The organism is Microbacterium sp. NPDC008134, assembly GCF_042957055.1.
Classification (GTDB): domain Bacteria; phylum Actinomycetota; class Actinomycetes; order Actinomycetales; family Microbacteriaceae; genus Microbacterium.
The window spans coordinates 18,211-43,107 of sequence record NZ_JBIBHO010000002.1 but is presented as its reverse complement, the minus strand read 5'-3'; the positions used below and the strand labels follow the sequence as shown (position 1 = coordinate 43,107).

Here is a 24,897-nt window from a genome sequence, read left to right as displayed (position 1 = left end):
AAGGTCGGAACCGCTCCCCTGAGCGGACCAGCGACCATCATGTCAGAGACCGGGCCCACCCGCCCGACACCTGCGGACCAACCAAAAAGGAGGACTCAGAAGTCGCGCGGCCTCTGGCGCAACTGCTTCACGTCGGTGCGGCGCTGCTTGGCCTTCAGCCGCCGCTCCTTCGATCCACGACTGGGCTTCGTTGCGCGGCGCGGCGGTGCCGGCGGCCGAATCGCCTCCGCGATGAGGTCGGTCAGCCGCTCCCGCGCCGCCTCGCGATTGCGCAGCTGAGCGCGGTGCTCGGATGCCGCGATCGTGAGGACGCCGTCCACCAGTCGGCCCGCCAGCCGCTCCTGCACCCGCGCACGCTGCACCGGGGAGAGCTGCGGGGAGTGCGCGGCATCCCACACCAACTCGACCCGGGAGTCGGCCGTGTTCACGCCCTGCCCACCCGGCCCCGAGGAGCGCGAGAACCGCCACGACAGCTCGGACTCGGGAATCGTGAGACCCGACGAGATGCGGAGGCCGGGGCGGGCGGAGGCGGACACGGCATCCATCATCCCCCGATCGGCGCCGGTTCAGCGGCATCCGTCGTCGCGATGTGCTCACCGGCCCCCTTCTTCGCGGTGTTCGCGATGTGCGCGCGGCCGATGACGATCGCGGCGACGACCATGAGTGCGACGCCCAGCCCGTACGGCGCGGCGTGACTGATGCCGGTGTAGAGCGCGGCGGCGATGAGCGGAGCGACGGTTCCCATCGCGGCATTGAGCGACTGGGTCACTCCGCCCAGCCAGCCCTGCTCGTCGTCGCCGACGGCGTTCGACATCGCGCCGTCCATCGCGGCGGTCGAGGCGCCTTGCCCTGCGGCGAGCATGAGCGCCCCGACGATGAACACCCACGGCTGCGCGAGCAGCGAGGCGACGATCGCCAGGCCGGCGAGACCGATCGCCTGCGCGACGATTCCGCTCACGATCACGCCGCGCTCGCCGATGCGGGGCAGCAGGATGCCGAGCAGCACGCCCTGGATGAGGATGTCGATGATGCCGACCGCCGCGGTGAGCAGCCCGATCTGCGTGGGCCCCCACTGGATCGCATCGAGGGCGAGCACGCTGAAGTTGTTGACGAAGAACCCGAACGGCAGGGCGAGGAGCGCGAAGCCGATGAGGAGTCCGCGCAGCTCGGGCCGGGCGAAGGCGCTGCGGAAGACGGCGAACGGCTGCACGTCGCGGGCGGTGATGCGCGCGATGCGGTTCGCGGGCGCGAGACTCTCGGGCAGCAGGAAGATGCTGAGGATCGCGATCATCAGACCGACCGCCGCGGTGACGAAGACGGGCAGCTGCAGGCTGATCGCGGCGAGGAGTCCGCCGATCGCCGGGCCGACCATCATGCCGATACCGGAGAGTGCGCCGAGCAGACCGAAGCGCTGCGCGCGCTTCTCCGGCGGAGTGATATCGGCGAGATAGGCGAAGAGCGCGGGCAGGTCGCCGGCGGTGAGCCCCTGGATGACGCGCGCGAGCACGAGCACCCACAGGGCGCCGCCGATCCCGAACAGCGCCATCGAGAGCGCCGCGCCGAAAGCGGCGGCGATGATCACGGGGCGCCGGCCGAAGCGGTCGGAGAGCCGGCCGAGGAACGGGGCGACGAGGAAGGCGCACAGCCCGTTGATCGCCTCGAGCACGCCGACCCAAATGGCGAGATCGCTCTCGTGCGAGACGTACTGCAGCACGACGAAGGGGAGCACGGGGAGCACGACCGTCATGCCGATGACGGTGAGCATCGTCAACACGATGAGCATGATCCAGGCGCGGTTCGTGGCGCGCGCGGTGAGGACAGATGGTGAAGTCATACCGAAAGTGTATCCGTACCAGTTTTGGTGTCAAGCCAGTTTTGTATCCGATTCACGGTAGGCTGATGTCATGGCAGAGACGGAACCCCTCGGGCGACGCGAGCGCAAGAAGGCCGCGACCCGCAAGAACATCTCCGACGTCGCGACGATGATGTTCCTCGAGCGCGGCTTCGACAACGTCAGCATCCGCGAGGTCGCCGACGCGGCCGACGTCTCCCCTACGACCGTCTTCGCGCACTTCCCGCAGAAGGAGGCACTGGTCTTCGACGAGGACGACGAGCAGCGCGACCGCCTCGTCGGAGCCGTGCGCGATCGCGCCGAGGGCATCACGATCAACCGCGCGATCCGCGACTTCTACGCCACCGAGATCGGCGTGAACCTCGACGAGCACGGAGAGGACGTCGCACGCATCTTCCTACGATTCCTCAACGAGACTCCGGCGCTGCGCGACTACGCCGCCAAGATGTGGCTGCGCCACGAGGACGCCCTGGCCGAGGCGATCGCCGAAGAGCTCGGGCTCCCCACCCCCACCGCCGAGATCCGCGTCTACGCGCGCTTCGTGCTGCAGCTCCAGCTGCTCGTGACCGACAGCGACGACCAGCTCGCGACGCTCGACGCCGGGTTCGTCGTGCTCGAGAACGGATGGGCTCCCGTGGAGTCGCGCCTTGTGGACGAACGGCGCGACCGCCGATAGCGGAGGGGGAAGGGAGTCCCCCATGACACACCACGCCGCCCACATCCGCGCGTTCTCCGACAGCGCCGACTTCGACTTCGAGATCCGCGGCGCGCTCGGTGCGAGCGTGGGAGGGGCGGGCGAGCCCGGCGAGATCCTCGCCGCCGTCGCCGGCATCCGACACGGCGAGCACAACGCCTGGTTCGACGCCTGGAAAGGTCTCGCCGACCGCACCACCGCGACGGCATCCGCCAGCGCGAAAGCGGAGCACCACGCCAGCGCGGCATCCGCCTACCTGCGCGCCTCGGCGTACTACGGCGTGGCCGTCAATGCGGCGAGCGCACTCGCCGAGCCGGATGCGATGGCGCCCACGTTCGCGAAGCAGGAGGCCGCCTGGCGCGGGTTCGTCACGCATACATCGACCGTGGTCGAGGACGTCACGATCCCCTGCGGAGGGGGCACACTGCCGGGATGGTTCTTCCGAGCGGATGCCGCGGCGCACGCGCCGGATCACGACGGTGCCGCGGCGCCCACGCTCGTGGCCGTCAACGGCAGCGACGGGTCGCGGGCCGCGCTCTACGCGGCCGCCGTCGTTCCCGCGTTGCAGCGCGGATACCACGTGCTCGTCTTCGACGGCCCCGGCCAGCAGTCGGAGCTGTTCGAGAAGGAGGTGCCGTTCCGCCCCGACTGGGAGCACGTGCTCACGCCGGTCTTCGACACGGTCGCGCGCCTCGACGGCGTGGATGCCATGCGCATCGCGGTCTACGGCATCAGCCAGGGCGGCTACTGGGTCGCACGCGCACTCGCCTTCGAGGACCGATTCGCGGCCGCGATCACCGACCCCGGCCTCGTCGACGTCTCGACCTCGTGGACCGGGCACCTCCCCCACGGGCTGCTGAAGCTGCTCGACGAGGGGCACGTCGAGAAGTTCGACCGCGAGATGGAACTCGGCCTCAAGCTCTCGCCGGAGACGGCGCGCACCTGGCGCTTCCGCGCCCGCCCGTACGGCACGAAGGGGTACGGCGAGACGATCCAGGAGGTGCGGAAGTACACGGTCGCCGACGTCGCGGGCGAGATCACCACGCCGCTGCTGATCCTGTCGCCCGAGAACGAGCAGTTCTGGCCGGGCCAGGCCGAGCAGCTCGCCGCGCTCACCCCGGGCGTCTCGACGCTCGTGCGCTTCACCGAGGCGGAGGGCGCCGACGGGCACTGCCAACCTCTCGGCCGCACGATCACGGCGCAGCGGATGTTCGACTGGTTGGACGAGCGGGTGGGCTGACGACCCGACGTCACATCTGTTACCTTAGGTAATAATTACCCGAGGTAAGGATAGTGAATGCTTCTGCTCGACCGCCTGCTGCTGATCGCCGACCTGTTCGAACGCGACATGGCCCGCGCTTTCGCGGGCACTCCGCTCTCGAGCGCCCGCATGGCCGTGCTCTGGACCGTGCACCACTCCGGCCCCCTCTCGCAGCAGGCCGTCGCCCACGCCCTCGATGTCTCGCCGCGCAACGTCAGCGCCCTCGTCGACGCGCTCGAGAGCGCCGGGTACGCGCGGCGTGCGGAGCACCCCACCGACCGTCGAGCGTTCCTCATCGAACTCACCGAGACCGGCACGGCCCTCATGGAGACCACGGCGCGCGAGCACGAGGAGTTGAGCGACGCACTCCTGAGCTCCGTCGACGCGGCCGATCGGGCGGCGTTGGAGCGTGGACTCGGCGCCATCAGCGAGCGGCTGTCGCAGCTCATGGCCGCGGCATCCGACGGGTCGGCATCCGACGGGTCGGCATCCGACGGGTCGGATACGGATCATGGGTGACGCGCTCCGTCGGATCGGCTCCATCGCGAAGCGCGTCCTCCTCGTCGAGCTGCGCATCTACGAGAGCATCGGTCGCGCGATCGTCCGCCGCCCGGTGATCCCCGCCGGGGCGACAGGCTTCGGCTACCACCAGCCGGTGCGCACCATCCTCATCGTCTTCATCGCGCTCTCGGCCGTCGAGATCCCCATCATCGACCTCATCGTGCACCCCTGGCCCGTCGTGCGGATCCTCTTTCTCGTGCTGGGCATCTGGGGACTCACGTGGATGATCGGACTCCTCTGCGGATTCCTCACCCGACCGCACGCCGTCGGCCCCGCCGGCATCGTCGTGCGCGAGGGACTAGAACTCTCGATCGCTCTGCCCTGGGACGACATCGCATCGGTCGCGCGCAGCCGCGTCATCGACGAGCCGAAGTCGCCGCGCGTCTCCCGAAACGACGAACGCAGCGTTCTGTCGCTGCGCATGCAGGACGAGACCAACATCGAGATCGAACTCGAGCGCCCGGTGCGCGTGACCCTGCCCGGACGGCATCCGAAGGGCGGCTCGCACGACATCGAGGCGGTGCGGCTCTGGGTGGACGACCCGGATGCCTTCCTCGGCGCCGTGCGGGTGAGCATCCCCTGAGCGCTCCGCGAAGCGTTCCGAGACTACTGACGTGGACGCGACGGCGGGAGTCGAACCCGCAACGCCGTCAGATATGAGCTGAGGCCCGGGACCGCCCGGATCGCCGCGATGGCACTGACGTTACCCGGCCGTGACCGCCGAAGCGAGGACATTCCCCGAAGTGACCTTCGACTACTTCGTATGACGTCATCGGGGTATGACGTCATCGGGGCGCGACGTCAGCGCCGGATCGAGTCGCGCAGCGGGCTCGGCTCGAGGGTGAAGTCGGTCGAGGCATCCGCCCACGTCCGCCCCCCGCCCCGCCCGCCGCCCTGGGCACGCCCCCGGCGCAGCATCGAGATCACCCGGGTCGCCGGAACGCCGATCGCCAGCGCGATCGCACCGCTCACCGCACGATCCTCGTGGCCGAGCACGCTCGCCCGGTGCCACCCCTCGTGCAGCCTGCCGCCTCGGGGCGCGGGCACGCGCCGGGCCGGAAGCCCTCCCGCCCGCCGCAGCGCGACGAGCTCCTCGACCCGCTCCCACCACGTCGACTCGCGCGCGGGGTGGAAGTAGTTGTCGCGCAGCCAGTCGGGATGCGGCTGACGGAACCGGCCGCCCACCACCTCGCGTCCGCCGCCGAGCAGGCCACTGCCGACGAAAACCGTGTTCAGCAGCGGCTTGCTGACCCCGTAGGAGTCGAGAGCGATCACGGGAACGCCCTGCGCGACGGCTTCGATCGCGGCGGTCGAGCTGACCGTGACGAGGCCCGCGGCGGTCGCGAGCGCCTCGGCCATGGAGACGTAGGAGATGACGAGGTTCGACGGCATCCGACCCGCGAGCAGCTCGGGGTACGAATCGCGCTCGAGGTGCGTCTCGACCTCGCCCGGCCGCGAGCGCAGCTTGACGACGACGCGTCGGGCGGGATCGACCTCGGCGGCGCGAATGAGCATGTCGGCGATCTTCTCGCGCTCCGCCCGCTCGGCGGGAACCATCGCCTGCGCCGCGAACACGATGTCGGTCGCCGACGGGCGGTGGGCGACCGGCTCGGCCGTCCGAGGGCGCTCCGCGAGAGCGACGGCTCCCGTACCCGCAGCGAGCACCCGCTCGCGGTCGCCCGCCAGCATCCGCTCCCGACCGCGCGCGAACGGCAGCGTCGCGAGCGCCATCGGGATCTGCACCCCGATCCGGCGACCGAGTTCGGCGAAGGCCCGCCGCTCGCGGTGCGAGTGCACCACCAGCAGGTCGGTGTGGCGCCGGTAGTCGAGCGCGCCACGCTGCGCCGGGATCGCCATCCCGGGCAGGCCCGACACGGTGACGGGCCGCTGGGGCAGCCGGTCGATCACGCGCCCCATCAGACGCACGAACGGCCCCCGCCCGGCGAGCACGACCACATCCGGCTCGTGCCGGGCGAGCCAGGCCTCGGCGTCGCGGAAGGCGACGCGCGCGACGTCCGGGTCGCTCATCCGGGAATCACGGATGCCGGTGCCCGCCAGTGCCGTGCGCTCCTGGGCCGCGCTCGCGGTGAGCGGGGTGCGCACCAGCAGCAGCCGGGGACGGATGCCGGGCACCGCCGCGAGCAGCGAGGCCGACCACTTCACGAAGGAATCGGCGTCGGCGATCGCGACGACCCGCAGTCCTCCGGAGGCGCCGGCGTGCGGATCGGTCATGCGGGAACGCGGCGCAGCTTCGCCATGGGGGCGAGCTCGCTGTCGAAGACGCGCTTGACGCCGTCGCCGAGCGCCTTCTCGATCACGCGGATGTCGCGCACGAGGTGCTCGAGGCCGGTCGGCTCGAGGGAGGCGGCGTGGTCGGAGCCCCACATCGTGCGGTCGAGGGTGATGTGGCGCTCGACGGCGACGGCCCCGATGGCGACGGCGGCCAGCGAGATCTGCAGGCCGCGCTCGTGTCCGGAGTAGCCGACGGGGATGCCGGCATAGCGGTCGCGCAGCGTGGCGATCGACCGCAGGTTCGCCTCCTCCGGCTCGAGCGGGTAGGTGGAGGTGGCGTGCATGAGCACGACGCGGTCGGTGCCGAGCGTGTCGAGCGCACGGTCGATCTGCTCGATCGTCGACATGCCGGTCGACAGGATGACGGGCTTGCCGGTCTCGCGCAGGGCGACGAGCAGCTCGGTGTCGGTGAGGCTCGCCGAGGCGACCTTGTGCGCGACGACGTTCAGGTCTTCGAGGAAGGCGACGCTCGGCACGTCCCACGGCGAGGCGAACCAGTCGAGGCCGAGCATCGTGGCGTGGTCGCCGATCTCGATGTACTCGTCGCGCCCGAACTCGACGCGGCGGCGGTAGTCGAGGTAGCTCATCGTGCCCCACGGCGTCTCCCGCGGCACGTCGCGCATGTGCGCGGGCGTGGAGATCTCGGGGGTGCGCTTCTGGAACTTCACGGCGTCGGCGCCGGCCTTCGCCGCGACGTCGATGAGGCGCTTCGCGATCTCGACGTCGCCGTTGTGGTTGAGGCCGATCTCGGCGATCACGTAAGCGGGGCGACCGCCGCCGATCACACGCGATCCGATGCTGACGGTCATGGTTCCTCCGGTGGTCGAGCGGAGCTCGGGTCGTGCGCGAGCGGTGTGGAAATCCCCCACACCTCCTGGCTACGCCTCCCCGGTGAACACCCGACGACGCCCGGGTTACCGGCACCGGTCAGGCGGGCAACACCCGTTCGATGAGTTCGCGCACGGCCCCGTTCCCGCCGGTACGGGTGAGCACCACGCGTGCCTCGGCGAGCACGCGCGGGTGCGCGTTCGCCACAGCGACCGGCCACCCGACGATGCGCATCGCCGGCAGGTCGTTGACGTCGTTGCCGAGGTACGCGATGTCATCGAGACCGATGCCGGCGCCGGCCGCCCATGTGCGCAGCGCCTGCTCCTTGTCGTCGATGCCGTGCAGCACCGGCACGCGCAGCTTCTCGGCGCGGGCGCGGACCACCGGGTTCTGCTCGGTCGACAGGATGAGCATCGGGATGCCGGCGCGCCGGAGCAGCGCGACCCCCATGCCATCCTCCCGACTCACCCGCACCCGCTCCCCGCCGTCGGCGTCGATGATCGCCGTGTCATCGGTGTGCACACCGTCGAAGTCGGTGACGACGGCCTGCACGGAGACACGTCCGGGGGCATCCTCGGCCTGGCCGTGCACTGCGGCGAGCGCATCGGCGATCCGGAGCTGCGGCTCGTCGTCGATCTCGATCGCCGTCCACTCCGGCACCTCCGCGATGCGGGTCCGGCCGAAGAATCGATGCCGGTGGCGACGGAAGGCCGCGGCACGGAAGACGTAGAAGGCACCGGTCTCGAGGTGGTGCGGTTCGCGATCCTGGCGACGCGGTCGGTGAGCGGCCTCGTGGTTGATCGCGGTCGCCTGGTCGCCATCGCCGGTATCACCGCCGCCCCGTCGCCACAGGAACCCGTAGGTCTCGTACGCCGAGAACACGCTGTCGGCACGGTCGGCTCGCACCTCGGCGACGGCTCCGGCGAGGGCGGCGCTGGGAATGAACGGCGAGGTGGCCTGCAGGAACGCGATGATCCCGACCCGCTCGCCCGCAGACCCCGCCTCGCCTCCGAACCCCGCCTCGATCTCGTCGACCGCGTGCAGGAGCGCGCTCTCCGAGGAGGCGGTGTCGCCGGAGAGTTCCGGAGGCCTGCGGATCACGCGCGCGCCCGCGGCCGCGCTCACCGCGGCGATCTCCTCGTCGTCGGTCGAGACGACCACGACGTCGATGCGCTCGGCGTGCTGTGCCGCTCGGATCGCCCGCACGACCAGCGGCACTCCCCCGACGGTGCGCAGATTCTTGCGCGGCACCCCCTTCGATCCGCCCCGCGCGGGGATGATCGCGACGGTCAGGCCGTCGATCGCTGCACTCGCGTCATCGCTCATGTGACCGCTCGTCTCCTGACTCATGTCATCATCCTCGAATCACTCGCCAGGCTCGTCCCGCACGCCGGCGCGCGCCGATCGCCGTCAGCCGCAGCTCCTCCACGCGTCCCGTGCCGCCGTCCGATCGCAGCATCCGACTCACCCCGCTCTCGGCGGGCGCGCCGGGCAGCCGCAGCTCGCGCAGCCGCTCGGCGGCGAAGTACCGGTCCCGCTCCACCGTCGGCAGGTCGCGCAGCAGCAGTTCCGCACGCTCACGCAGGTGACCGGCGATCTCGGGCTGCATGGCGTACCCGACCCCGTCGACCAGCAGCTGGAGCCTCCCCGGCTCGCGGTAGGGCGAATCCTCGCGGGTGAGCGCATCGACGATCGTGAGCGGCACCCGGTTGCTGTTCTCGAAGGGGCGCAGCCGGCGCAGCAGCATCGCAGCCCCCGCCGAGTCGATCGCCGTGCCGCGGAGAGCGTGCACCGTGGGCAGCGCGGTCGAGAACGCCGCGACGACCGCGCGCGCGTCGATTCGGCCGACGAGCAGCTCGGCGGCGAGCGGGCCGCGGTGGACGGCGAACTCGACGCCGTGGGAAAGAGCGCGTTCGCGCACGGCATCCGTCTGCAGCGGCGGAGCCGCCGGGTGCGGCTTGAAGACGATCCGCTCGACAGCGAACGCCGCCGCCCGGTCGACGAGATCCCGCTGCAGGGCGATCTCCTCGCGCGGCGTCAGCAGGCCCAGCGCCGAGAGGTATTGCCCGAGCACGATCGCCGTCGGAGTGCCGTCGTCGATCGCATGGCCCGCCGTGTCGATGAGCGGCTCCCCGAGGTCGGTCTCACCGAGCGCACGACCGAAAGCGGCGACGGGGATGGGGACGGATGCCGCCACGGGCGATCCGACCAGAGGCACGACCCCCGGCACGACGTCGGCGTGCAGCACCCGGGTGATCCGGCTGCGCACGGCATGGTCGAGGGGCACCCGCATCGGTGAGTACGTCATGAGGCCGTCGCCGACGATCGTGATCCGCGCGCGCGGGAAGAGCGACATCAACGTGCGCGCCGGGGCGACCTGCGGACTCTGCACGAACAGCTCGAGGTCATCGGCGTCGAGGTTCCAGGCACGGGTGAGCAGACGCTCGAGCAACGGAAGATCGGCGGCGTCCGGCTCCCACCCGCTCGGATGCAACGGGCCGAGCAACGCATCGAGATCCTCGATTCGGTCGAAGCGCGCGCGCAACGCGGCGAGCGCCGGATCGGTGCCGATCCCGGTCACGATCTCGGGCACCCGTGCCGAGACGAACGGAACCAGCACCCTGTCGCTGTTCTCTTCCACGACATTCTCGTCGATCGCGGCGGCCGCGGTCGCGAGCCCGTAGGCGCTGTGCAGCGCGAAGATCTGGGTCATGCGCCGTGTCCCGCCCGTCTCAGCACGCGCGCCAGCACGCGGCGCCGCGGTCCCGAAAGTTCACGCACGGCCGCCCGCACTTCGGCGTCGGGCAGCGCACGCAGCAGATCGACGATGCCCGCACGCATCTCGGCGCGCAGCGCCCGCGGCATCCGCCGGGCGCGCACGAGATGGTGCGAGCTGAGCGCCAGGCACGAGAGCGTGATCTTCGGCAGGAACCGGGCGGCGTCGGCATCCGCCTCGACGATCGCCACGGTCTCGGCCATCGCGCGGGCGAAGTCCAGCTGCCGGCGATCGCGCACCTGCGTGAGCGAGGTCGACACCCCTCGGCGGTAGAGCAGAGCCGGCGCGTCGACCACGGCGAACGACGCGTCCGACAGGTGCAGCCGCCAGATCCAGGGCCGATCCTCGGCCGTGTGCAGCCCCTCCGCGAAGGCAGCGAGCCCCCGATCGATCATCCGTCGGTCGAAGATGCCCGCCCACGCGAACGGGTAGTCGACCATCGTGGTCTCGGTCGCCGGCAGGATCGCGGCGCGCGCGGGCACGACCGCCTCCCGCCACGGGTGCGGGGCGCGCACGAGCGCGCGGTCGGCATCCGTCACCGTCACGTGGTCGGTGCGCAGGAAGTCGGCTTCCGACTCGCGCAGGCGGCGCGCGAGCACGTCGAGCCGCCGCGGTTGCATCCAGTCGTCGCCGTCGAGGAAGCAGAACGCCTCGCCCTCGACGTGCGCGAGGCCCTGGTTGCGCGCGCTCGCGAGGCCGCGAGCCGCGTCGTTGCGGATGACCTCGGCGTGCGGGAAGCGCTCCGCATAGCGGCGCATGAGCGTGCCCGTGTCGTCGCCGGATCCGTCGTCGATCGCGACGAGCTTGAGAGCTGCCGGGTCGTCGAACTGGCGGGTGAGCGTTTCGAGCGCGGTCTCGATGTAGGCGCCGGCGTCCTTCGCGGGAAGGATGACGGTGACGAGCGGACTGCGCACGGGGCTCCCGGGGATGATCGGTCGGTCGGGAATCGTCTCAGGCGTTGTTGGCCGACCGGCGACGCGCGGGTGAACGCGGGGTGTCCTGGCGCACCGGCCCGGTGGGATCGGTCACGATGGACGCATGGCATGGTCAGGGCGATCGAGGGGACGGCGGATGCTCCGGCGCCGCCGCGAGACGACCGATCTGCGCTGGTTGTCGGCGCGCGCCTGGACGAACCGGTGGTACCCGCAGGGCATCGACACCGGCGTGCTCCGCGGGCGACGGGCACTCGCGGTGACCTGGTTCCAGCAGGATCGCGCTCGGACCCACCTGGCCAGCCGTGTGGTCTTCATCGACCAGGAACGGGCCCGGCACATCGACGTCGCGCTCCTGGTCCCGGCCGACGACGGCGCGCTGCTGCCCGCGGCGATCCACGCGGGCGGGCTGGCGTGGTTCGAGGATCGCCTGTTCGTCGCCGCGACCCACGCGGGCATCTGGGAGTTCGACCTCTCTCGGATCCGCCGGGTACGACGGGGATGGCGCACGTCGCTCGCCATCGTGCGCACGCGCGTGCATCCGATCGACCTGCGGTGCTCGTTCATCGGACGTGCGTTCGACGCCGACGGGTCTCCGTTGCGGCGCGTACTCATCGGCGAGTTCCGGCGCGACGGCGAGGGGCGAATCGGCGAGTTCACGATCCCCGAGACGGAAGACGACGGGTTCGTCGCGCACGGCAGCACCGTCGTCGGAATCCCCGAGATGCAGGGGGCGGTTCGCTGGGGAGACCGATATTTCGTGTCGCAGTCCGACGGCACACGACCGGGCACGCTGTGGACGGGCGGCCTCGACGCTCTGAGCCCGCACGATGTCGCCCTGCCCTCCGGGTGCGAGGACCTCGCGCTCGCTCCCGAGGAGCGGATGCTGTGGACTCTCGGCGAGCATCCGAGGCACCGCGTCGTGCGCGGCATCCCGTTCGCCCGCCTCGCACTCTGAGCACGGCCGCACGGGGCCTCCCCCGGGAACGCTCGTAGACTTGTCGGGTGAAGCGTGCACCTTTCTTCGTCTACTCCGTACTGCGGCTGCTGGCGTTCCTCGTCCCGCTCGCGATCCTCTGGTTCTTCTTCCCGATCTTCCGGGAGTTCTGGTGGCTCGCCGCGATCTTCGCCGCGCTGATCGGCACGAGCATCTCGATGCTGTTCCTGCGCCGCCCGCTCACCGAGGCGTCGGCGGCGATCGTCGAGCGCCGCGAGCGCGTCTCGGGCCGCCAGGAAGACGCGGATGCCGAGGACGCGGTGGTCGACGGAACCGACGCCGACGCGCCGGCCGGACCGGACGCCCGCGAGGAGCGCTGACGGCATGGGCCTCGTGTCGTGGTGGCGCGTCCGGCGGATGACGGATCCCGTGCGCGGACAGTTGACCGTGCGGGCCTGCGCACAACCCGACACTGCCCCCGACTCGCTGTCGTACTCGGCCCTCATCCTGGGTACCGTCGCCGGAGACGGCTTCGGCCCCGTTGCGGTCGAGCATTCGACGGGGGTGCCGGCGAAGCGCTGCCCGCGCTCCGGACAGAAGGTACCGGTGATCGTCGATCGCGCGGATCCGCGCCGACTCACGATCCTCTGGAAAGAGGTTCCGCTGCGCGCCCGCCTCGGCGGGTGATGTCGAGGTCGGCGGAACCGAATTCCCTCAGCCGGCGAACGCCCAGAACAGCGCGCCGGCGTAGAGCAGCGACGTCAGCGAGGTCAGCGCGAGGGCGATGACGAGTTCCTTGGGCTGGCGGTAGGTCCAGACGATCAGGATCGCCGGAAGCCCGGCGAGCAGGGCGAGCAGCGAGAGCCACGCGATCGGGAACAGCAGCGCCAGCACGATCGCGATCGCGAACGGCGCGAGCACGAACAGCGTGAACAGCACCTGCGTGGCACGGCGGCCGATGAGCACCGTGAGGGTGCGCTTGCCGACGAGGCGATCCTGGTCGATGTCGCGCAGGTTGTTGGCGAGCAGCACCGCGCAGGCGAACAGACCCACCGCGATCGCGCCCAGCCAGGCCTGCTGCGGCAGGTCGAAGATCTGCACCCAGGTCGTGCCGAGGGTCGCGACGAGCCCGAAGAAGACGAACACGAACACCTCGCCGAGGCCCGCGTAACCGTAGGGTCGCTTGCCGCCGGTGTAGAACCAGGCGGCGACGATGCACGCGGCGCCGACGGCCAGCATCCACCACTGCTCCGTGCGCACCACGATCGCGACGCCGGCGAGGGCTGCGAGCGCGAAGAACGCCAACCCGACGATCAGCACCGTGCGCGGCTTCACCCGGCCCGATGCGGTCAGGCGGGCGGGGCCGACGCGCACGGCATCCGTCCCGCGCACGCCGTCGCTGTAGTCGTTCGTGAAGTTGACGCCGATCTGCAGGAAGACGGCGACGGCGAGGCAGGCGAGAGCGATCACCCAGTGGAATTCGGGGCCCGTGCTGCGCGCCGCTCCCGTGCCGATCAGCACGGGGGCGATCGCGAGGGGCAGCGTGCGCAGGCGGGCCGCCCCGATCCAGTCGCCGAGGGTGACGGGCCCGGCATCGAGAACGGTCTGACGGGCGGGATCGCCGCTCGCCCGCTTCGCCGGGTTGCCGCTCACACGGGTCTGGTTCGCCTTGCGGGGCGCGGAGGTCTTGCGCTTCGAGGATGCTGCCACGCAGGGAATCCTACTGTGCGCACCGATGACGCCCGAGACGCCGGACCCGAGCTCGGGCGGGCTGGCTCAGGGGTTCGGGTTCGAGTCCTTGCCGTCGAGCCACAGGGTGTCGCTCTTGTCGCCGTGCGCTCCGCCCTTACCGACGTGCTTGTCGCTGATCTTCGGCCCCTTGAGGATCACGTGCACCATCGCCTGCGCGTGCCCGTGCCCGAGCCCGTAGGTCTCCTTGAGCCAGTTCAGCACGACGGTCGACTTCGTCGTCCCGTCGAAGCCCTGCTCCTTCGCGAGCTCGATGAACTGCCGTGGCGTGAGCCCGGTCTGGGTCTCGACCTTGTCGAGGTAGGCCTGGAACGACATCGTGTCTCCTGTTCTGCGCGTGCGGCGCGGGTGGTCAGTCCTCGTCGAGGAAGGTCTGGACGATGGTCGGTGACGCGTGAATGCAGAGTATCCGCAACGACCCTTCTCCAGCGTTCACGAAGCGATGCGGCACGAAGGCGGCGACCGTCGCGGTGTCGCCCGCGGCGGCATCGAAGGTCTCCGCACCGCGGGTGATGCGGGCGGTTCCCTCGAGCACGACCCAGGTCTCGGAGTAGGGGTGCCAGTGCATCCCCGGCCCCTCGCCCGGCTGATTCTCAACGAAGAAGTACGAGATATCGGCCCGGTGCTCGGCGCCGACGAAGCGGCGGCTGCGACCGGTGCCGATGCCGATCTCCGCGGCGGCGACGACGCCGACCGGTCTGCGCGAGGTGTTCATGCGTCCAGTCTCGACAGCCACTCTCCCCCGCCCTAGAGTTTCGATGTGGGTCGAAACTTCGTGGACTTCCACCTGAGCCCCGGCGACATCCAAGCCGTGCGCTTCGGCGTGTCACCGGGCCACGAGCTGGCGCATGCGGTGCGCATCCTGCTGCGTCCGGCACAGCATCCGCTGCAATGGGGATGGCTGCGCGCCGTGCGCGACCGGCTGCCGCGCGAATCGTTCGCGCTGCTCGCCCAGGTCATCGGCGCCGACGGCTACCTGCCCGACTTCCTCACCGCCGCACCCCGGTGGGATCTCACGCCCGACGACGAACTCGACGCCCTGCGCTCCGCCTCGCTCGCCGGAATGCGCGTCGACCTCGGAAAGATGGTGCTGCGGTCGTCGGGCACGCGGCAAGAGATGCTGCGCGAGATGCAGACGACCCCCGCGCGGGCACGGGAGCGAATCGCGGATGCCTGGTCTGAGGTGTGGGACGTCGCTCTCGCCCCGGTGTGGCCGCAGCTCGAGCGGCTGCTGCGCGCCGACGTCGCCGTGCGCTCGCGCACGATCGCGACCGACGGCATCGGCCGCATGGCCGACGGGCTGCACCCCGCGGTGAGCTGGGGCGAAGGGGCGGTACGGGTCGAACTGCGCAAGCACTCCGAGCGCGTCGACTGCCGAGGCAGCGGACTCGTGCTCGTGCCGTCGGTCATGGCCTCGTGGGGATGCATGGTGCTCACCGAACCTCCGGCGCAACCCACGCTCTTCTATCCCGCACGCGGTGTGACCGCGGGGTGGGCGAGTTCGACGGCCGACGTCGCCGCCGCGCTCGGAGCACTGGTCGGGCCGGCGCGTGCGGCGATCCTGCTCGACGCCTCGACCGCGCGCACGACATCCCAGGTCGCGCGCGAGAGCGGTATCGCCGTCTCGACGGCCTCGCACCACCTCACGGTGCTGCGCGACGCCGGATTGATCGCGAGCGAACGAGATGGCGCACGGATGCTCCATCTGCGCACCCCGCTCGGCGAGGCGATGGTCGGGGCGGTTCTCTGAGGGGGCGACGGTGCGTGGCTACTCGGCGGCGAGCGGGATAATCGGCCGGTGCTCGTAGTAGGTCTGCAGCACCACGGTCGTGCGGGTGTTCACGGATGCGGCGAGCCGGATGTCGCGCACGAGCTCCTCGAGCGCCCGGGGCGAGGCCACGCGCACGAACAGCATGTAGCTCGCATCGCCGGCGATCGAGTGGCACGCCTCGATCGCGTCGAGGTGCTCGAGCTGCTCGGGGGCGATGTCGGGCTGAGCGGGATCGAGCGGCGTGATCTCGATGAACGCGGAGAGCGGTGTGCCCACCTTCTCCGGGTCGAGGAGCGCGCGGTACCCGGTGATCACACCGCGGGTCTCGAGGCGACGCAGCCGCGACTGGACGGCCGAGACCGACAGCCCGACGGCATCCGACAGCTGCGAGAGCGTGGCGCGCCCCTCGCGGGAGATCTCGGCAAGGATCGCGCGGTCGACAGAGTCATCCATGCGTGTAAGAATATCGTTAGCTTCCCGTTTACGCAGGAAAGTTTCCGTCTATTTCTCCGATCGGAGGTCCCGATGTCCATCATTTCTGCCAACAGTTCCGCTGTTCAGGCCATCGTCGGCGAACCCGAGGTCGTCGAGGACGCTTCGATCGTCGAGCACAGCGCCGCGTGGGCGCAACTCAAGGACGCCGCGATCGCGATCCGCGAGATGCAGATCAAGGACGGATCCATCCCCGACGCCGCGCACCACGCGGCGGCCCGGGAGCTCGTCGGCGCGATCACTGCCGGCATCCGCGCCCTCACCCCCGCCTTCCCACACGACGCCGCCTATCTCGCAGCATCCGTGGTGGATTTCGACCGCTGGGCCGCCGAGGACTTCGGCGTGCCGGACTTCCTCGACTCGCTCGTGGCCTTCCAACCGCAGGAGCACCGCGTCGACGGCATCCGTCACCTCGTCGTCTTCCCGATGTACACGCAGAACGGCTCGAGCGATCGCCTCGTCGAGGCCCTGATCGTCGAGACGATCTGGCCGGAGTTCATCGGTGCGCTCGAGGCCGGCGACTACGGCAACAAGCTTTTCGTCTCGCTGCGTCTGGTCGACTTCACGCCCGGATACGACACGAACTCCGCGGTGCTGTTCCCCGAGACGGTCGCGATGCGCGAGATCCCCGCCTTCACGTGGGGCGCGATCTTCCAGGATCGCGAGGCCGCCCGCTACCGTCGCGTCACGCGCGCGGCATCCGAGATCACCAAGCTCGACCTGCCCGCACGCGCCGCCGAGATGCTCGACGACCAGGCGCTCACCGAGCGGGTGTTCGTGATGTGGGACATCATCCACGACCGCACGCACATGCGCGGCGACCTGCCGTTCGACCCGTTCATGATCAAGCAGCGGATGCCGTTCTTCCTCTACTCGCTCGAGGAGATGCGCTGCGACCTGACCGCGTTCCGCGAGTCGGTGAAGATCGAGCGCGCGCTCACCGCGCGCAGCGAGGTCGGGGAGGACCTCACCGACTCCGAGCGCGAGATGCTCGAGCACGCACCGCTCGTGCAGTACGCGGTGATCTTCGACCGCATCTTCCGTTTTGCGATCACGGGGTCGCGCGTGCGCAACTACGACGGACTCGGCGGGCAGCTGCTGTTCGCGTGGCTGCACCAGCGCGGCGTGCTGCACTGGACCGACACCGCACTCGCGTTCGACTGGGCGGGCGTGCCCGACGCGGTCGTCGCGCTCGGCGACGCGATCGACGACCTGTATTGGCACTCGATCGACCGCCCGAAGACCGCGCACTGGCTCGCCGCGTACGACCTCGTGCGCTCGGTGCTGACGCCGCACCCGGCGTCCCAGTGGGCTCGCGGCCTGTCCGACGAGATCCTCGCCGGAGCGCCCAAGGGATACACCGATGCCGTGCTCGATGACGAGTTCCCGTTGTCGATGTTCTTCGAGGCGCTCGACAAGAAGATGAAGACCGTGATCGAGTCGACCGTGGGAATCCGCGGCACCGACGACTGATCCACCGGCTGCCGCCGCAGGCGGTGAAGATGTGACGCTGGGGCGCCCTGCTTCCGCGGTCGGCGCGGGTTCTGCGGACGACTCCGCCCGCACCGGCCGCGGAAGCCTTCTTTTCGTGGAGAGTGGAACTATGAAGACGATCGTTCTCGCCGGAGCCACCAGCGTCTCAGGCCTCGCCGTGGCTCGCGATCTCCTCGCGGCCGGAATGCGTGTCGTCGCGACCGGACGCTCGGCCGATCGGCTCCGGGCGCTGGCGGATGCCGGGGCGCGGGTCGAGGTGGCCGACGCGACCGAGCTCAATGACATGACCGCGCTGGCCGAGCGACTTGTGACCGATCTCGGCGGGGTGGATGCCGTGATCCCCCTCGTCGGGGGCTGGCGCGGCGGAGGCGGGCTCGCCGGACAGAGTGACGAGGACTTCGCGGCACTGCTGCCGGCATTCGATGCCGTGCGAGCCACGAGCCGCGCCTTCGACGGAGCCCTTCGGGCGTCCGACGCCGGACGCTTCGCCATCGTCTCGTCGAACGCCGTCGCGCGGCCTCTGGCGGGTGGGGCGACCTACGCCGCGGTGAAGGCGGCGAGCGAGGCGTGGGCGCGCGCCGTCGCCCAGGGGTTCGCGAAGTCGGCCCGGGACGCCGGGGAACCGCTGCGCGCGGCATCCGTGGTGTTCCGCGCGAAGGCTCTCGACCCGGCGCTACTGGCACCGCGCATCGCCGGCCTGTGGGACACGGACGCCGCCGAACTGAACGACCGGGTCATCGACCTGGAGTGACGAAACAGCGTGCGCTGATCAGAACTGCGAGGCGCCGGGAATGATCGGGGGCGCATCGGGCGCGCGGCCTTTCCCCTGCGCGTCCGCATGCTCAGCACCATCGCCGCCGCTACCGGTGAGAGACGCCTCGCCGTCGCCCTTGCCCTCACCCTCGCCCTCGCCCCCGTCCTCGCCGGGGATCTTCTGCTCGGGCGCCTCGGCGTAGAGCACCGTGAGCTTGCGGTACGACTTCGTGAAGAACGCGAGCGTCGCCGCGACCACCATGATGAGCCCGGCGAACAGGCAGATCAGGGCGATGCCTCGGGCCTCGCCCTCACCGAGCAACCAGCCCCACTGCTGCTGGCCCTCGCGGCTGTCCATGTACGGGATGATGAGGAACTCGGCGAGCGGGGCGATGAGGAACGCCGTGATCGGCGCCGCCGCGGCCTCCATGGCCGCCGCAACACCGAAGACCCGTCCCTGTCGCTCGAAGGGCACGACCTTCTGGATCACCGTCTGCTCGGCGGCCTCGACCGGTGGCACGAGGGCCATGTAGACCCACATGCCGAGCACGTAGAGCCACCACCACTCGCGCAGCATGAAGACCGCCCCGAGTAGCCCCATCGCGATCACGACGAGCAGCATGGTGCGCATCGGTTTCTTGCCCAGGCCGAACTTGGCCACCAGCCCGCCGCCGATGAGGAAACCGGTCGAGGCGAACGCCAGGGCGAAGCCCCACGTCTGCGCGTCGAAGAGCGTCAGCCCATAGGGGTCCATGAGCGCCATGTAGACGCCGCCGATGAGGTTGTTGAAGGTCGAGAAGATGATCAGCGCGAAGAGGCCGGGCGCTTGCCGGATCGCCCGCACGCTGCCCCGGAAGTCGACCGCACTCTTCGACTCGAGGTCGACCTGCGGCTCGCTCTCGGGGATGCGGATGAAGAGCAGGTGCGCGAACGTGAGCGCCATCGCCGCGATCGCGATCGCGAGGGTCCACCCCATGCCGAGGAACCCGATCGACAGCCCTGAGAACACGCTCGTGACGAGGAACGCGATGCCCTGCACGGTGCCGACCAGACCGTTGGCGTTGGCGCGCTTCTCTTCGGGCACGAGCAGCGTGACGGTGGTCGAGAGAGCGATGTTGCGCAGCTGTTCGATCACGCCGCCGAACAGGATCACACCAGAGAACAGCCAGAACCACGGCCCGCCCAGATCGAGCAGGGCCGCTTCGGGCTGCCAGAGGTAGAGCACGCCGGCGACGAGGAAGGCGACCGCCGAGATCACGCTCGAGAGCACCATGACCGCGTGCTTGCGGTGCCGGTCGACGATCGTGCCGAACATCATCGCGAAGAACGCGACGAACAGCATGTACGCACCACCGATGACTCCGGTGGCGAGCACCGACTGGGTTTCGATGTAGACCCAGAAAGTGAGCGCGAACCAGAGGAAGCTGGTCGTCACATTGGCGATCAGCGTGTTGACGAGGACGTTGAGGAACGCCCGATTCGCTGCGGTTCGCTGCATGGGTTCGAGGGTACTCAGGGCCACCGACATCCGATACGGGTAGGGGCGAATAGGCTGGGTCGGTGACCATTCAGCACGACCCCGCGATCCGGGGCTTCGCCAGTGACAACTACTCCGGCATCCACCCCGAGGTGCTCGCCGCGATCGCGACCGCCAACGACGGCCACCAGGGCGCCTACGGCAGCGATGCCTACACCGCGCGCCTGCAGGAGGTCGTTCGCTCCCACTTCGGTGAGCGCGCCGAGGCCTTCCCCGTGTTCAACGGCACGGGCGCGAACGTCACCGGCCTCCAGTCGATGCTCCCCCGCTGGGGCGCGGTGATCGCGGCGACGACCGCGCACATCAACGTCGACGAAGGTGGAGCGCCCGAGAAGATCGGCGGGTTCAAGCTGCTGACGGTGCCCACCGACGACGGCAAGCTCACCCCCGAGCTCATCGACCGCGAGGCCTGGGGCTGGGGCGACGAGCACCGCGCGCAACCGCTGGTGGTCTCGATCACCCAGTCGACCGAGCTCGGCACCCTCTACACGGCCGACGAGATCCGCACGATCGCCGATCACGCGCACGAGCGCGGCATGAAGCTCCACCTCGACGGCGCCCGCCTCTCCAACGCCGCCGCGGCCCTCGACCTCCCGCTCGCCGCCTTCACCACGGATGCCGGTGTCGACGTGCTCAGCTTCGGCGGCACGAAGAACGGTGCAATGCTCGGCGAAGCCGTGGTGGTGCTGAACCCCGAGGCATCCGACGGCCTGGTCTACTCGCGCAAGTTCAACATGCAGCTCTCGTCGAAGATGCGCTTCGTGTCGGCGCAGCTGATCGCTCTCCTCGAGGACGACCTGTGGCTGCGCAACGCGCGCCACGCGAACGCCATGGCGGCTCGCCTTCGCGGCGAGATCGAACAGGGCATCGCCGCAGGTTCGATCACCGGCGTCGCATTCACGCAGCCGACGCAGTCGAACGGCGTGTTCGCGACGCTTCCCGATGGCGTCGCCGACGCGCTGCGCGAGTCGTTCCGCTTCTACGACTGGGATGCCGCACGCAACGAGGTCCGCTGGATGTGCAGCTTCGATACGCACGAGGACGACGTCGACGCCTTCGTCACGGAGCTCGCGCGCCTCACGGCCTGAGAACTCAGGGTCCGCACCCGGCGGAGCTTCGGCGAAACGCTGTCAGCGCAGCAGGCCGAGGCTCGCGAGCGCCTGGCGGATGAGCGTGCCGCGACCGCCCTCCATCTCCGACCACACCGCGTCGGAGCCCGCAGCCTCGGGCGAGAACCAGGTGACCTCGAGCGCGTCCTGACGCGGCTCGCAGGTGCCGGTGACGGGCACCACGAAGGCCAGCGACACGGCGTGCTGCCGGTCGTCGTGATAGGCGCTGACGCCCGGGATCGGGAAGTACTCGGCCACCGTGAACGGCAGCGGCTGCGGCGGAAGCAGAGGGAACGCCATCGGCCCGAGGTCGTTCTCGACGTGGCGGAACAGCGCGTCGCGGATCGTCTCGCCGAAGCGCACGCGGCCGGAGACGATCGTGCGCGTCATCTCGCCCATCGGCGTGGAGCGGAGCAGGATGCCGATCTCGCTCACCTGGCCCGCACCGTCGGTGCGCACCGGGATCGCTTCGACGTAGAGCATCGGCAGGTGCCGACGCGCCTCTGCGAGCTCGAAGTCACTGAGCCACCCGGGGTTCGCGTCGGGTGTCGGGGGCTGAGGTGCACCGTCGCCGAAGCCGCCGAGGCCGTCGTCGTCGGGCTCGGGGTCGGGATCAGGTGTGCGCACCGCCATGTGTCCTTTCTACCAGCAGCATCCGACATCCCCTATGGCCGGACCCGTCGTACGTACGCACGCGCAGCCGGCCCCGGTGTCGGCGCCCCCTGGCAGGATGGACGGCATGAGCGAGGAGCTGACGATCGACGACGCCGCGACCCGGTGGATGCCGGGCGATCGCGAAGGCAAGCCGCTGCTGGTGCTGCTGCACGGGTACGGCGCCGACGAGCACGACCTCATCGGCCTGACGCCGTATCTGCCCACGGGCATCGCCGTGGCATCCGTCGCCGCGCCGCTCGACCCGCCGTTCCCGACGCCGGGCCGGTCGTGGTACCCGATCGAGGGACTGAACGGCCGCCGATCCGAAGACGTGACGGTCGCGGCGACGGCGTTCCTGCGGTGGCTCGACGGCGCCGCCGACGACGCACCGTCGGTGGCCCTCCTCGGCTTCTCTCAAGGCGCGGCGGTCGCCCTCCAGACCCTGCGCCTCGCGCCCGAGCGGCTCGGCGCCGTCGTCGCCCTGAGCGGGTACGTCACCCCCGGCGACCTCCCCGACGACGAGGCGCTGCGCGAGCTGCGGACGCCGGTGTTCTGGGGCCGCGGATCGGCGGACGACGTGATCCCCGAGGCGTTGATCACGCACACCTCGCAGTGGCTCCCCGACCACTCCACGCTCTCGGGTCGGGTGTACACGGGACTCACGCACAGCATCTCCGAAGACGAACTCGGCGACGTGCACCAGTTCCTCGCGCATTGGCTCGACGGCCTCGAGGGCGCGAGGCCGAACGCGACCGAGGGGCGGACGGCCTGAGCCGCCCACCCCTCATCACTCGCCTCGCTCAGACCTGCGGGGGCGGCGGGAACAGCGGCGCCATGCGGCGCTCCCGCGCGGGCTGCGCCTCGCGGAACGCGGCGAGATCGCGCACGTTCTTCTGCACCGCGACCACAGAGAACAGACTCATCGTGAATCCGATCCCGTAGAAGCCTTTCTCCGACAGCAGGAGATCCGCATTCCACAGTCCGACGGTCATCAGCGTGAGTGCCGCGAGGAGCATGCCCCAGGACACACCGAGGTACACGCCGGTCACCGGCACGTCTTCCGCCCGGTCGCGCACCGCTTTCTGCACCGAGATCGCCGCGAAGATGCCGAGCAGGAAGACCGTGAACAGGAATCCCTTCTCGGCGAGGACCATGTGGGCGTTGTAGAGCCCGATGAAGAAGAGCGACGCCCCGATGCCGAGCGCCACCCAGGACGCTCCGACGAATGCTGCGGTGGGCCGCCCGAGCACCACCTGCTGGTTCTGCTGATCCATGATGTACCCCTCCGGTTTATGCAGTATGTCTGCGTGGCAATGAACATAGACCCTGCTGCATTCCGCGAACGGCATGCGTACCGGATGCGACACGCCCGGGTTGCACGGCGGCATCCGTCGGGGGTATCGTCTTCACGTCCTGTCCGCCGTGTCTGGAAGTCCTTTGATCTGATCCGTCGCCTCCGCGCTCCTCTTTCCGCGCGCTGACCCGACGATCGCCGACTTCTCACGGCCGCTCTCCTCCCGCCCTCGATGGCGTCGCAGAGGAGACCCGCCGTGCAAGGCCCGGTGTCAGTGCACCCTCGCACTCGACAGGAGACACCACCGTGTCAACACCCTCCCTTCACTCGTCGGTCGTCCTCGACCGCCTCACCTTCACCTGGCCGGATGGCTCGACCGCGCTCGACGCCGTCTCCGGCGCCTTCGGCTCGGGTCGCACCGGGCTGGTCGGTCGCAACGGCGCCGGCAAGTCCACGCTGCTCCGCCTCATCGCCGGCGACCTCACGCAGACCGCCGGAACGATGACCGTGACCGGCGAGGTCGCGTATCTGCCACAGCAGTTGACGCTCGACGTCGAACGGCGCGTCGCCGACCTCCTCGGGATCGCGACGGCGCTCGATGCCGTCCGCGCGATCGCCGCCGGAGACGTCGACCCCGCCCACTTCGACGCCGTCGGCGACGACTGGGACATCGAGGCGCGGGCCGCGGCATCCCTCGCCGAGGCCGGCCTCTCACCCGAGTTCCTCGACCGTCGCGTCGGGGAACTCTCGGGCGGCGAGGCCGTGCTCGTGGCGATCGCCGGCATCCGTCTGCGACGCGCTCCGATCACTCTGCTCGACGAGCCCACCAACAACCTCGACCGCGACGCCCGCGCGAAGCTCGCCGCGATGATGACCTCCTGGAAGGGCACCCTGATCGTCGTCAGTCACGACATCTCACTGCTCGAGCTGATGGACGACACCGCCGAACTCTTCGGCCGCGCGCTGAGCGTGTTCGGTGGGCCGTATTCGGAGTGGCGCGCGTGGCTGGATGCCGAGCAGGATGCCGCGCGACAGGCCGAGCGCGACGCCGCCCAGGCCGTGCGCAAGGAGAAACGACAGCGCATCGAGGCCGAGACCAAGCTCGCGCACCGCGCGCGCACGGCGCACAAGGCCGAAGTCGAGAAGCGCGTCCCGAAGATCATCGCTCATGGCCGGAAGATGGCAGCAGAGGTGTCGGCCGGCAAGCTGCGGACCGAGGTCGGGGCGAAGGAGGATGCCGCGCGCGCCGCGCTCGACGAAGCCGGCCGCCGCGTGCGCTCCGAGGCGTCGATGAGGATCGAGCTGCCGGATCCGCAGGTCTCGCGCACCCGCCGCATCGCCACGATCGGCGACGCGGAGCGATCGTGGGTCGTGCAGGGCCCGGAGCGGGTCGCACTGATCGGCCGCAACGGTGCCGGCAAGACGACGCTCCTCGAGCGTCTGGTCTCGGGAGCTGCGCCGCAGGACGACCGAGCGGATGCCGAGGCGCACGTCGATCACGTCGGCTACCTGCCGCAGCGGGTCGACGGCCTCGATGAGACGCGCACGGTGTTCGAGAACATCGCCACAGCCGCCCCGCACGTGCCCGAGAAGGAATTGAGGAACCGACTCGCGCGCTTCCTCATCCGTGGCGCGACCGCGGACCGACCGGTGGCCGCGCTCTCGGGCGGGGAGCGTTTCCGGGTGGCGCTGGCGACGCTGCTGCTGGCGGATCCCGCACCGCAACTGGTGGTGCTCGACGAGCCGACGAACAATCTCGACCTCGACACGGTCGATCAGCTCGTCGATGCGCTCACGGCCTATCGCGGCGCCGTGCTCGTCGTGAGCCACGACGACGCTTTCCTGGGGCGTCTCGATCTCGATCTCATGCTCGAAATCGATGGCGAGGGGATGCTGCAGCAGGTGTGAGGG

27 protein-coding genes and 1 pseudogene are annotated in these 24,897 nt (G+C 70.2%); 13 read left to right on the top strand and 15 right to left on the bottom strand.

Annotated features, from left to right (window positions below; translation table 11 throughout):
• Positions 1-95 precede the first annotated feature (95 nt).
• The gene (arfB, locus tag ACFY9N_RS10680; RefSeq protein WP_391478528.1) at positions 96-536 is read right to left on the bottom strand and encodes an alternative ribosome rescue aminoacyl-tRNA hydrolase ArfB; all 441 of its coding nucleotides are present in this window, start codon (positions 534-536) and stop codon (positions 96-98) included.
• Positions 537-544: 8 nt separating this feature from the next.
• A complete protein-coding gene (locus ACFY9N_RS10675; RefSeq protein WP_391478527.1) occupies positions 545-1,834 on the bottom strand; it encodes an MFS transporter in 1,290 nt (429 codons plus the stop codon).
• 70 nt (positions 1,835-1,904) lie between these two features.
• On the opposite strand from ACFY9N_RS10675, the gene ACFY9N_RS10670 reads away from it, so the two are divergent.
• From ACFY9N_RS10670 to ACFY9N_RS10655, 4 genes are read left to right on the top strand one after another with little or no spacing between them, the layout of a single operon-like run.
• Positions 1,905-2,528 (top strand): TetR/AcrR family transcriptional regulator, encoded by a 624-nt coding sequence (locus ACFY9N_RS10670; RefSeq protein ID WP_391478526.1) that lies wholly within the window; start codon positions 1,905-1,907, stop codon positions 2,526-2,528.
• Between the two features lie 22 nt (positions 2,529-2,550).
• Complete coding sequence (locus tag ACFY9N_RS10665; RefSeq protein ID WP_391478525.1) at positions 2,551-3,786, top strand: alpha/beta hydrolase family protein; 1,236 nt, start codon at positions 2,551-2,553, stop codon at positions 3,784-3,786.
• Between the two features lie 57 nt (positions 3,787-3,843).
• Positions 3,844-4,326 (top strand): MarR family winged helix-turn-helix transcriptional regulator, encoded by a 483-nt coding sequence (locus ACFY9N_RS10660; protein WP_391478524.1) that lies wholly within the window; start codon positions 3,844-3,846, stop codon positions 4,324-4,326.
• Positions 4,319-4,951: a hypothetical protein gene (locus ACFY9N_RS10655; protein ID WP_391478523.1), complete on the top strand. Its 633-nt coding sequence runs from the start codon at positions 4,319-4,321 to the stop codon at positions 4,949-4,951. The genes ACFY9N_RS10660 and ACFY9N_RS10655 overlap by 8 nt, the downstream gene beginning before the upstream one ends.
• Before the next feature lie 32 nt (positions 4,952-4,983).
• Here ACFY9N_RS10655 and ACFY9N_RS10650 read toward each other — a convergent pair.
• From ACFY9N_RS10650 to ACFY9N_RS10625, 6 genes and pseudogenes are all read right to left on the bottom strand, one after another.
• A pseudogene (locus ACFY9N_RS10650) lies at positions 4,984-5,059 on the bottom strand.
• A gap of 110 nt (positions 5,060-5,169) precedes the next feature.
• The gene (locus tag ACFY9N_RS10645; protein WP_391478522.1) at positions 5,170-6,600 is read right to left on the bottom strand and encodes a DUF6716 putative glycosyltransferase; all 1,431 of its coding nucleotides are present in this window, start codon (positions 6,598-6,600) and stop codon (positions 5,170-5,172) included.
• Entirely contained in the window at positions 6,597-7,469 is an 873-nt protein-coding gene (locus ACFY9N_RS10640; RefSeq protein ID WP_391478521.1) for an N-acetylneuraminate synthase family protein, read from the bottom strand. The genes ACFY9N_RS10645 and ACFY9N_RS10640 overlap by 4 nt, the downstream gene beginning before the upstream one ends.
• Before the next feature lie 118 nt (positions 7,470-7,587).
• A complete protein-coding gene (locus ACFY9N_RS10635) occupies positions 7,588-8,838 on the bottom strand; it encodes a cytidylyltransferase domain-containing protein (protein ID WP_391478519.1) in 1,251 nt (416 codons plus the stop codon).
• Positions 8,839-8,842: 4 nt separating this feature from the next.
• Positions 8,843-10,201 carry a polysialyltransferase family glycosyltransferase gene (locus tag ACFY9N_RS10630; protein ID WP_391478518.1) on the bottom strand — a complete coding sequence of 453 codons (1,359 nt, stop codon included), beginning with the start codon at positions 10,199-10,201 and terminating at the stop codon, positions 8,843-8,845.
• Entirely contained in the window at positions 10,198-11,178 is a 981-nt protein-coding gene (locus tag ACFY9N_RS10625) for a glycosyltransferase family 2 protein (RefSeq protein ID WP_391478517.1), read from the bottom strand. Before ACFY9N_RS10625 ends, ACFY9N_RS10630 begins: the two co-directional genes overlap by 4 nt.
• A 157-nt stretch (positions 11,179-11,335) precedes the next feature.
• Between ACFY9N_RS10625 and ACFY9N_RS10620 the strand changes: the two genes are divergently transcribed.
• Genes ACFY9N_RS10620 through ACFY9N_RS10610 form a run of 3 tightly spaced genes read left to right on the top strand, consistent with a single transcriptional unit; the run spans position 11,336 to position 12,820 of the window.
• Positions 11,336-12,154, top strand: a complete 819-nt coding sequence (locus ACFY9N_RS10620) for a hypothetical protein (RefSeq protein ID WP_391478516.1) — start codon at positions 11,336-11,338, stop codon at positions 12,152-12,154.
• Positions 12,155-12,201: 47 nt separating this feature from the next.
• Positions 12,202-12,513 (top strand): DUF4229 domain-containing protein, encoded by a 312-nt coding sequence (locus ACFY9N_RS10615; RefSeq protein WP_391478515.1) that lies wholly within the window; start codon positions 12,202-12,204, stop codon positions 12,511-12,513.
• Positions 12,514-12,517: 4 nt separating this feature from the next.
• Positions 12,518-12,820: a hypothetical protein gene (locus ACFY9N_RS10610; protein WP_391478514.1), complete on the top strand. Its 303-nt coding sequence runs from the start codon at positions 12,518-12,520 to the stop codon at positions 12,818-12,820.
• Positions 12,821-12,847: 27 nt separating this feature from the next.
• On the opposite strand, the gene ACFY9N_RS10605 is transcribed toward ACFY9N_RS10610, so the two are convergent.
• The 3 genes from ACFY9N_RS10605 to ACFY9N_RS10595 all read right to left on the bottom strand — a co-directional run bounded on the left by ACFY9N_RS10605 (position 12,848) and on the right by ACFY9N_RS10595 (position 14,597).
• Positions 12,848-13,843 carry a 1,4-dihydroxy-2-naphthoate polyprenyltransferase gene (locus tag ACFY9N_RS10605; protein WP_391478513.1) on the bottom strand — a complete coding sequence of 332 codons (996 nt, stop codon included), beginning with the start codon at positions 13,841-13,843 and terminating at the stop codon, positions 12,848-12,850.
• 66 nt (positions 13,844-13,909) lie between these two features.
• Positions 13,910-14,200 (bottom strand): DUF4287 domain-containing protein, encoded by a 291-nt coding sequence (locus ACFY9N_RS10600; protein ID WP_391478512.1) that lies wholly within the window; start codon positions 14,198-14,200, stop codon positions 13,910-13,912.
• A 34-nt stretch (positions 14,201-14,234) separates the two neighbouring features.
• A complete protein-coding gene (locus ACFY9N_RS10595) occupies positions 14,235-14,597 on the bottom strand; it encodes a cupin domain-containing protein (RefSeq protein WP_391478511.1) in 363 nt (120 codons plus the stop codon).
• A gap of 45 nt (positions 14,598-14,642) precedes the next feature.
• Here ACFY9N_RS10595 and ACFY9N_RS10590 point away from each other — a divergent pair, with 45 nt between their 5' ends.
• On the top strand, positions 14,643-15,632 hold the full coding sequence (locus ACFY9N_RS10590) for a DUF5937 family protein (RefSeq protein ID WP_391478510.1): 990 nt from the start codon (positions 14,643-14,645) through the stop codon (positions 15,630-15,632).
• A gap of 18 nt (positions 15,633-15,650) precedes the next feature.
• Here ACFY9N_RS10590 and ACFY9N_RS10585 read toward each other — a convergent pair whose 3' ends face one another.
• Positions 15,651-16,106, bottom strand: coding sequence for an Lrp/AsnC family transcriptional regulator (locus ACFY9N_RS10585; RefSeq protein ID WP_391478509.1), 456 nt, complete (start codon positions 16,104-16,106; stop codon positions 15,651-15,653).
• A gap of 72 nt (positions 16,107-16,178) precedes the next feature.
• Between ACFY9N_RS10585 and ACFY9N_RS10580 the strand changes: the two genes are divergently transcribed.
• Positions 16,179-17,618, top strand: coding sequence for a DUF6421 family protein (locus ACFY9N_RS10580; protein WP_391478508.1), 1,440 nt, complete (start codon positions 16,179-16,181; stop codon positions 17,616-17,618).
• A gap of 130 nt (positions 17,619-17,748) precedes the next feature.
• Complete coding sequence (locus tag ACFY9N_RS10575) at positions 17,749-18,390, top strand: SDR family NAD(P)-dependent oxidoreductase (RefSeq protein ID WP_391478507.1); 642 nt, start codon at positions 17,749-17,751, stop codon at positions 18,388-18,390.
• An 18-nt stretch (positions 18,391-18,408) separates the two neighbouring features.
• Here ACFY9N_RS10575 and ACFY9N_RS10570 read toward each other — a convergent pair whose 3' ends face one another.
• Positions 18,409-19,890: an MFS transporter gene (locus ACFY9N_RS10570; RefSeq protein WP_391478506.1), complete on the bottom strand. Its 1,482-nt coding sequence runs from the start codon at positions 19,888-19,890 to the stop codon at positions 18,409-18,411.
• Between the two features lie 62 nt (positions 19,891-19,952).
• On the opposite strand from ACFY9N_RS10570, the gene ACFY9N_RS10565 reads away from it, so the two are divergent.
• A complete protein-coding gene (locus ACFY9N_RS10565) occupies positions 19,953-21,017 on the top strand; it encodes a threonine aldolase family protein (RefSeq protein ID WP_391478505.1) in 1,065 nt (354 codons plus the stop codon).
• A gap of 42 nt (positions 21,018-21,059) precedes the next feature.
• On the opposite strand, the gene ACFY9N_RS10560 is transcribed toward ACFY9N_RS10565, so the two are convergent.
• Positions 21,060-21,671, bottom strand: a complete 612-nt coding sequence (locus ACFY9N_RS10560) for a DUF4916 domain-containing protein (RefSeq protein WP_391478504.1) — start codon at positions 21,669-21,671, stop codon at positions 21,060-21,062.
• 106 nt (positions 21,672-21,777) lie between these two features.
• On the opposite strand from ACFY9N_RS10560, the gene ACFY9N_RS10555 reads away from it, so the two are divergent.
• Positions 21,778-22,464 carry an alpha/beta hydrolase gene (locus tag ACFY9N_RS10555; protein WP_391478503.1) on the top strand — a complete coding sequence of 229 codons (687 nt, stop codon included), beginning with the start codon at positions 21,778-21,780 and terminating at the stop codon, positions 22,462-22,464.
• A gap of 28 nt (positions 22,465-22,492) precedes the next feature.
• Here ACFY9N_RS10555 and yiaA read toward each other — a convergent pair whose 3' ends face one another.
• Positions 22,493-22,966: an inner membrane protein YiaA gene (gene yiaA / locus ACFY9N_RS10550; RefSeq protein WP_391478502.1), complete on the bottom strand. Its 474-nt coding sequence runs from the start codon at positions 22,964-22,966 to the stop codon at positions 22,493-22,495.
• 326 nt (positions 22,967-23,292) lie between these two features.
• On the opposite strand from yiaA, the gene ACFY9N_RS10545 reads away from it, so the two are divergent.
• On the top strand, positions 23,293-24,894 hold the full coding sequence (locus ACFY9N_RS10545) for an ABC-F family ATP-binding cassette domain-containing protein (protein WP_391478501.1): 1,602 nt from the start codon (positions 23,293-23,295) through the stop codon (positions 24,892-24,894).
• Positions 24,895-24,897 lie beyond the last annotated feature (3 nt).

Excerpts from the sequence above, each read along its gene's own strand:
- ACFY9N_RS10675 (WP_391478527.1), bottom strand. The coding sequence starts at position 1,834 with ATGACTTCACCATCTGTCCTCACCGCGCGCGCCACGAACCGCGCCTGG.
- ACFY9N_RS10670 (WP_391478526.1), top strand. The coding sequence starts at position 1,905 with ATGGCAGAGACGGAACCCCTCGGGCGACGCGAGCGCAAGAAGGCCGCG.
- ACFY9N_RS10665 (WP_391478525.1), top strand. The coding sequence starts at position 2,551 with ATGACACACCACGCCGCCCACATCCGCGCGTTCTCCGACAGCGCCGAC.
- ACFY9N_RS10660 (WP_391478524.1), top strand. The coding sequence starts at position 3,844 with ATGCTTCTGCTCGACCGCCTGCTGCTGATCGCCGACCTGTTCGAACGC.
- ACFY9N_RS10655 (WP_391478523.1), top strand. The coding sequence starts at position 4,319 with ATGGGTGACGCGCTCCGTCGGATCGGCTCCATCGCGAAGCGCGTCCTC.
- ACFY9N_RS10645 (WP_391478522.1), bottom strand. The coding sequence starts at position 6,600 with ATGACCGATCCGCACGCCGGCGCCTCCGGAGGACTGCGGGTCGTCGCG.
- ACFY9N_RS10640 (WP_391478521.1), bottom strand. The coding sequence starts at position 7,469 with ATGACCGTCAGCATCGGATCGCGTGTGATCGGCGGCGGTCGCCCCGCT.
- ACFY9N_RS10635 (WP_391478519.1), bottom strand. The coding sequence starts at position 8,838 with ATGAGTCAGGAGACGAGCGGTCACATGAGCGATGACGCGAGTGCAGCG.
- ACFY9N_RS10630 (WP_391478518.1), bottom strand. The coding sequence starts at position 10,201 with ATGACCCAGATCTTCGCGCTGCACAGCGCCTACGGGCTCGCGACCGCG.
- ACFY9N_RS10620 (WP_391478516.1), top strand. The coding sequence starts at position 11,336 with ATGCTCCGGCGCCGCCGCGAGACGACCGATCTGCGCTGGTTGTCGGCG.
- ACFY9N_RS10610 (WP_391478514.1), top strand. The coding sequence starts at position 12,518 with ATGGGCCTCGTGTCGTGGTGGCGCGTCCGGCGGATGACGGATCCCGTG.
- ACFY9N_RS10600 (WP_391478512.1), bottom strand. The coding sequence starts at position 14,200 with ATGTCGTTCCAGGCCTACCTCGACAAGGTCGAGACCCAGACCGGGCTC.
- ACFY9N_RS10595 (WP_391478511.1), bottom strand. The coding sequence starts at position 14,597 with ATGAACACCTCGCGCAGACCGGTCGGCGTCGTCGCCGCCGCGGAGATC.
- ACFY9N_RS10585 (WP_391478509.1), bottom strand. The coding sequence starts at position 16,106 with ATGGATGACTCTGTCGACCGCGCGATCCTTGCCGAGATCTCCCGCGAG.
- ACFY9N_RS10580 (WP_391478508.1), top strand. The coding sequence starts at position 16,179 with ATGTCCATCATTTCTGCCAACAGTTCCGCTGTTCAGGCCATCGTCGGC.
- ACFY9N_RS10575 (WP_391478507.1), top strand. The coding sequence starts at position 17,749 with ATGAAGACGATCGTTCTCGCCGGAGCCACCAGCGTCTCAGGCCTCGCC.
- ACFY9N_RS10570 (WP_391478506.1), bottom strand. The coding sequence starts at position 19,890 with ATGCAGCGAACCGCAGCGAATCGGGCGTTCCTCAACGTCCTCGTCAAC.
- ACFY9N_RS10560 (WP_391478504.1), bottom strand. The coding sequence starts at position 21,671 with ATGGCGGTGCGCACACCTGATCCCGACCCCGAGCCCGACGACGACGGC.
- ACFY9N_RS10555 (WP_391478503.1), top strand. The coding sequence starts at position 21,778 with ATGAGCGAGGAGCTGACGATCGACGACGCCGCGACCCGGTGGATGCCG.
- yiaA (WP_391478502.1), bottom strand. The coding sequence starts at position 22,966 with ATGGATCAGCAGAACCAGCAGGTGGTGCTCGGGCGGCCCACCGCAGCA.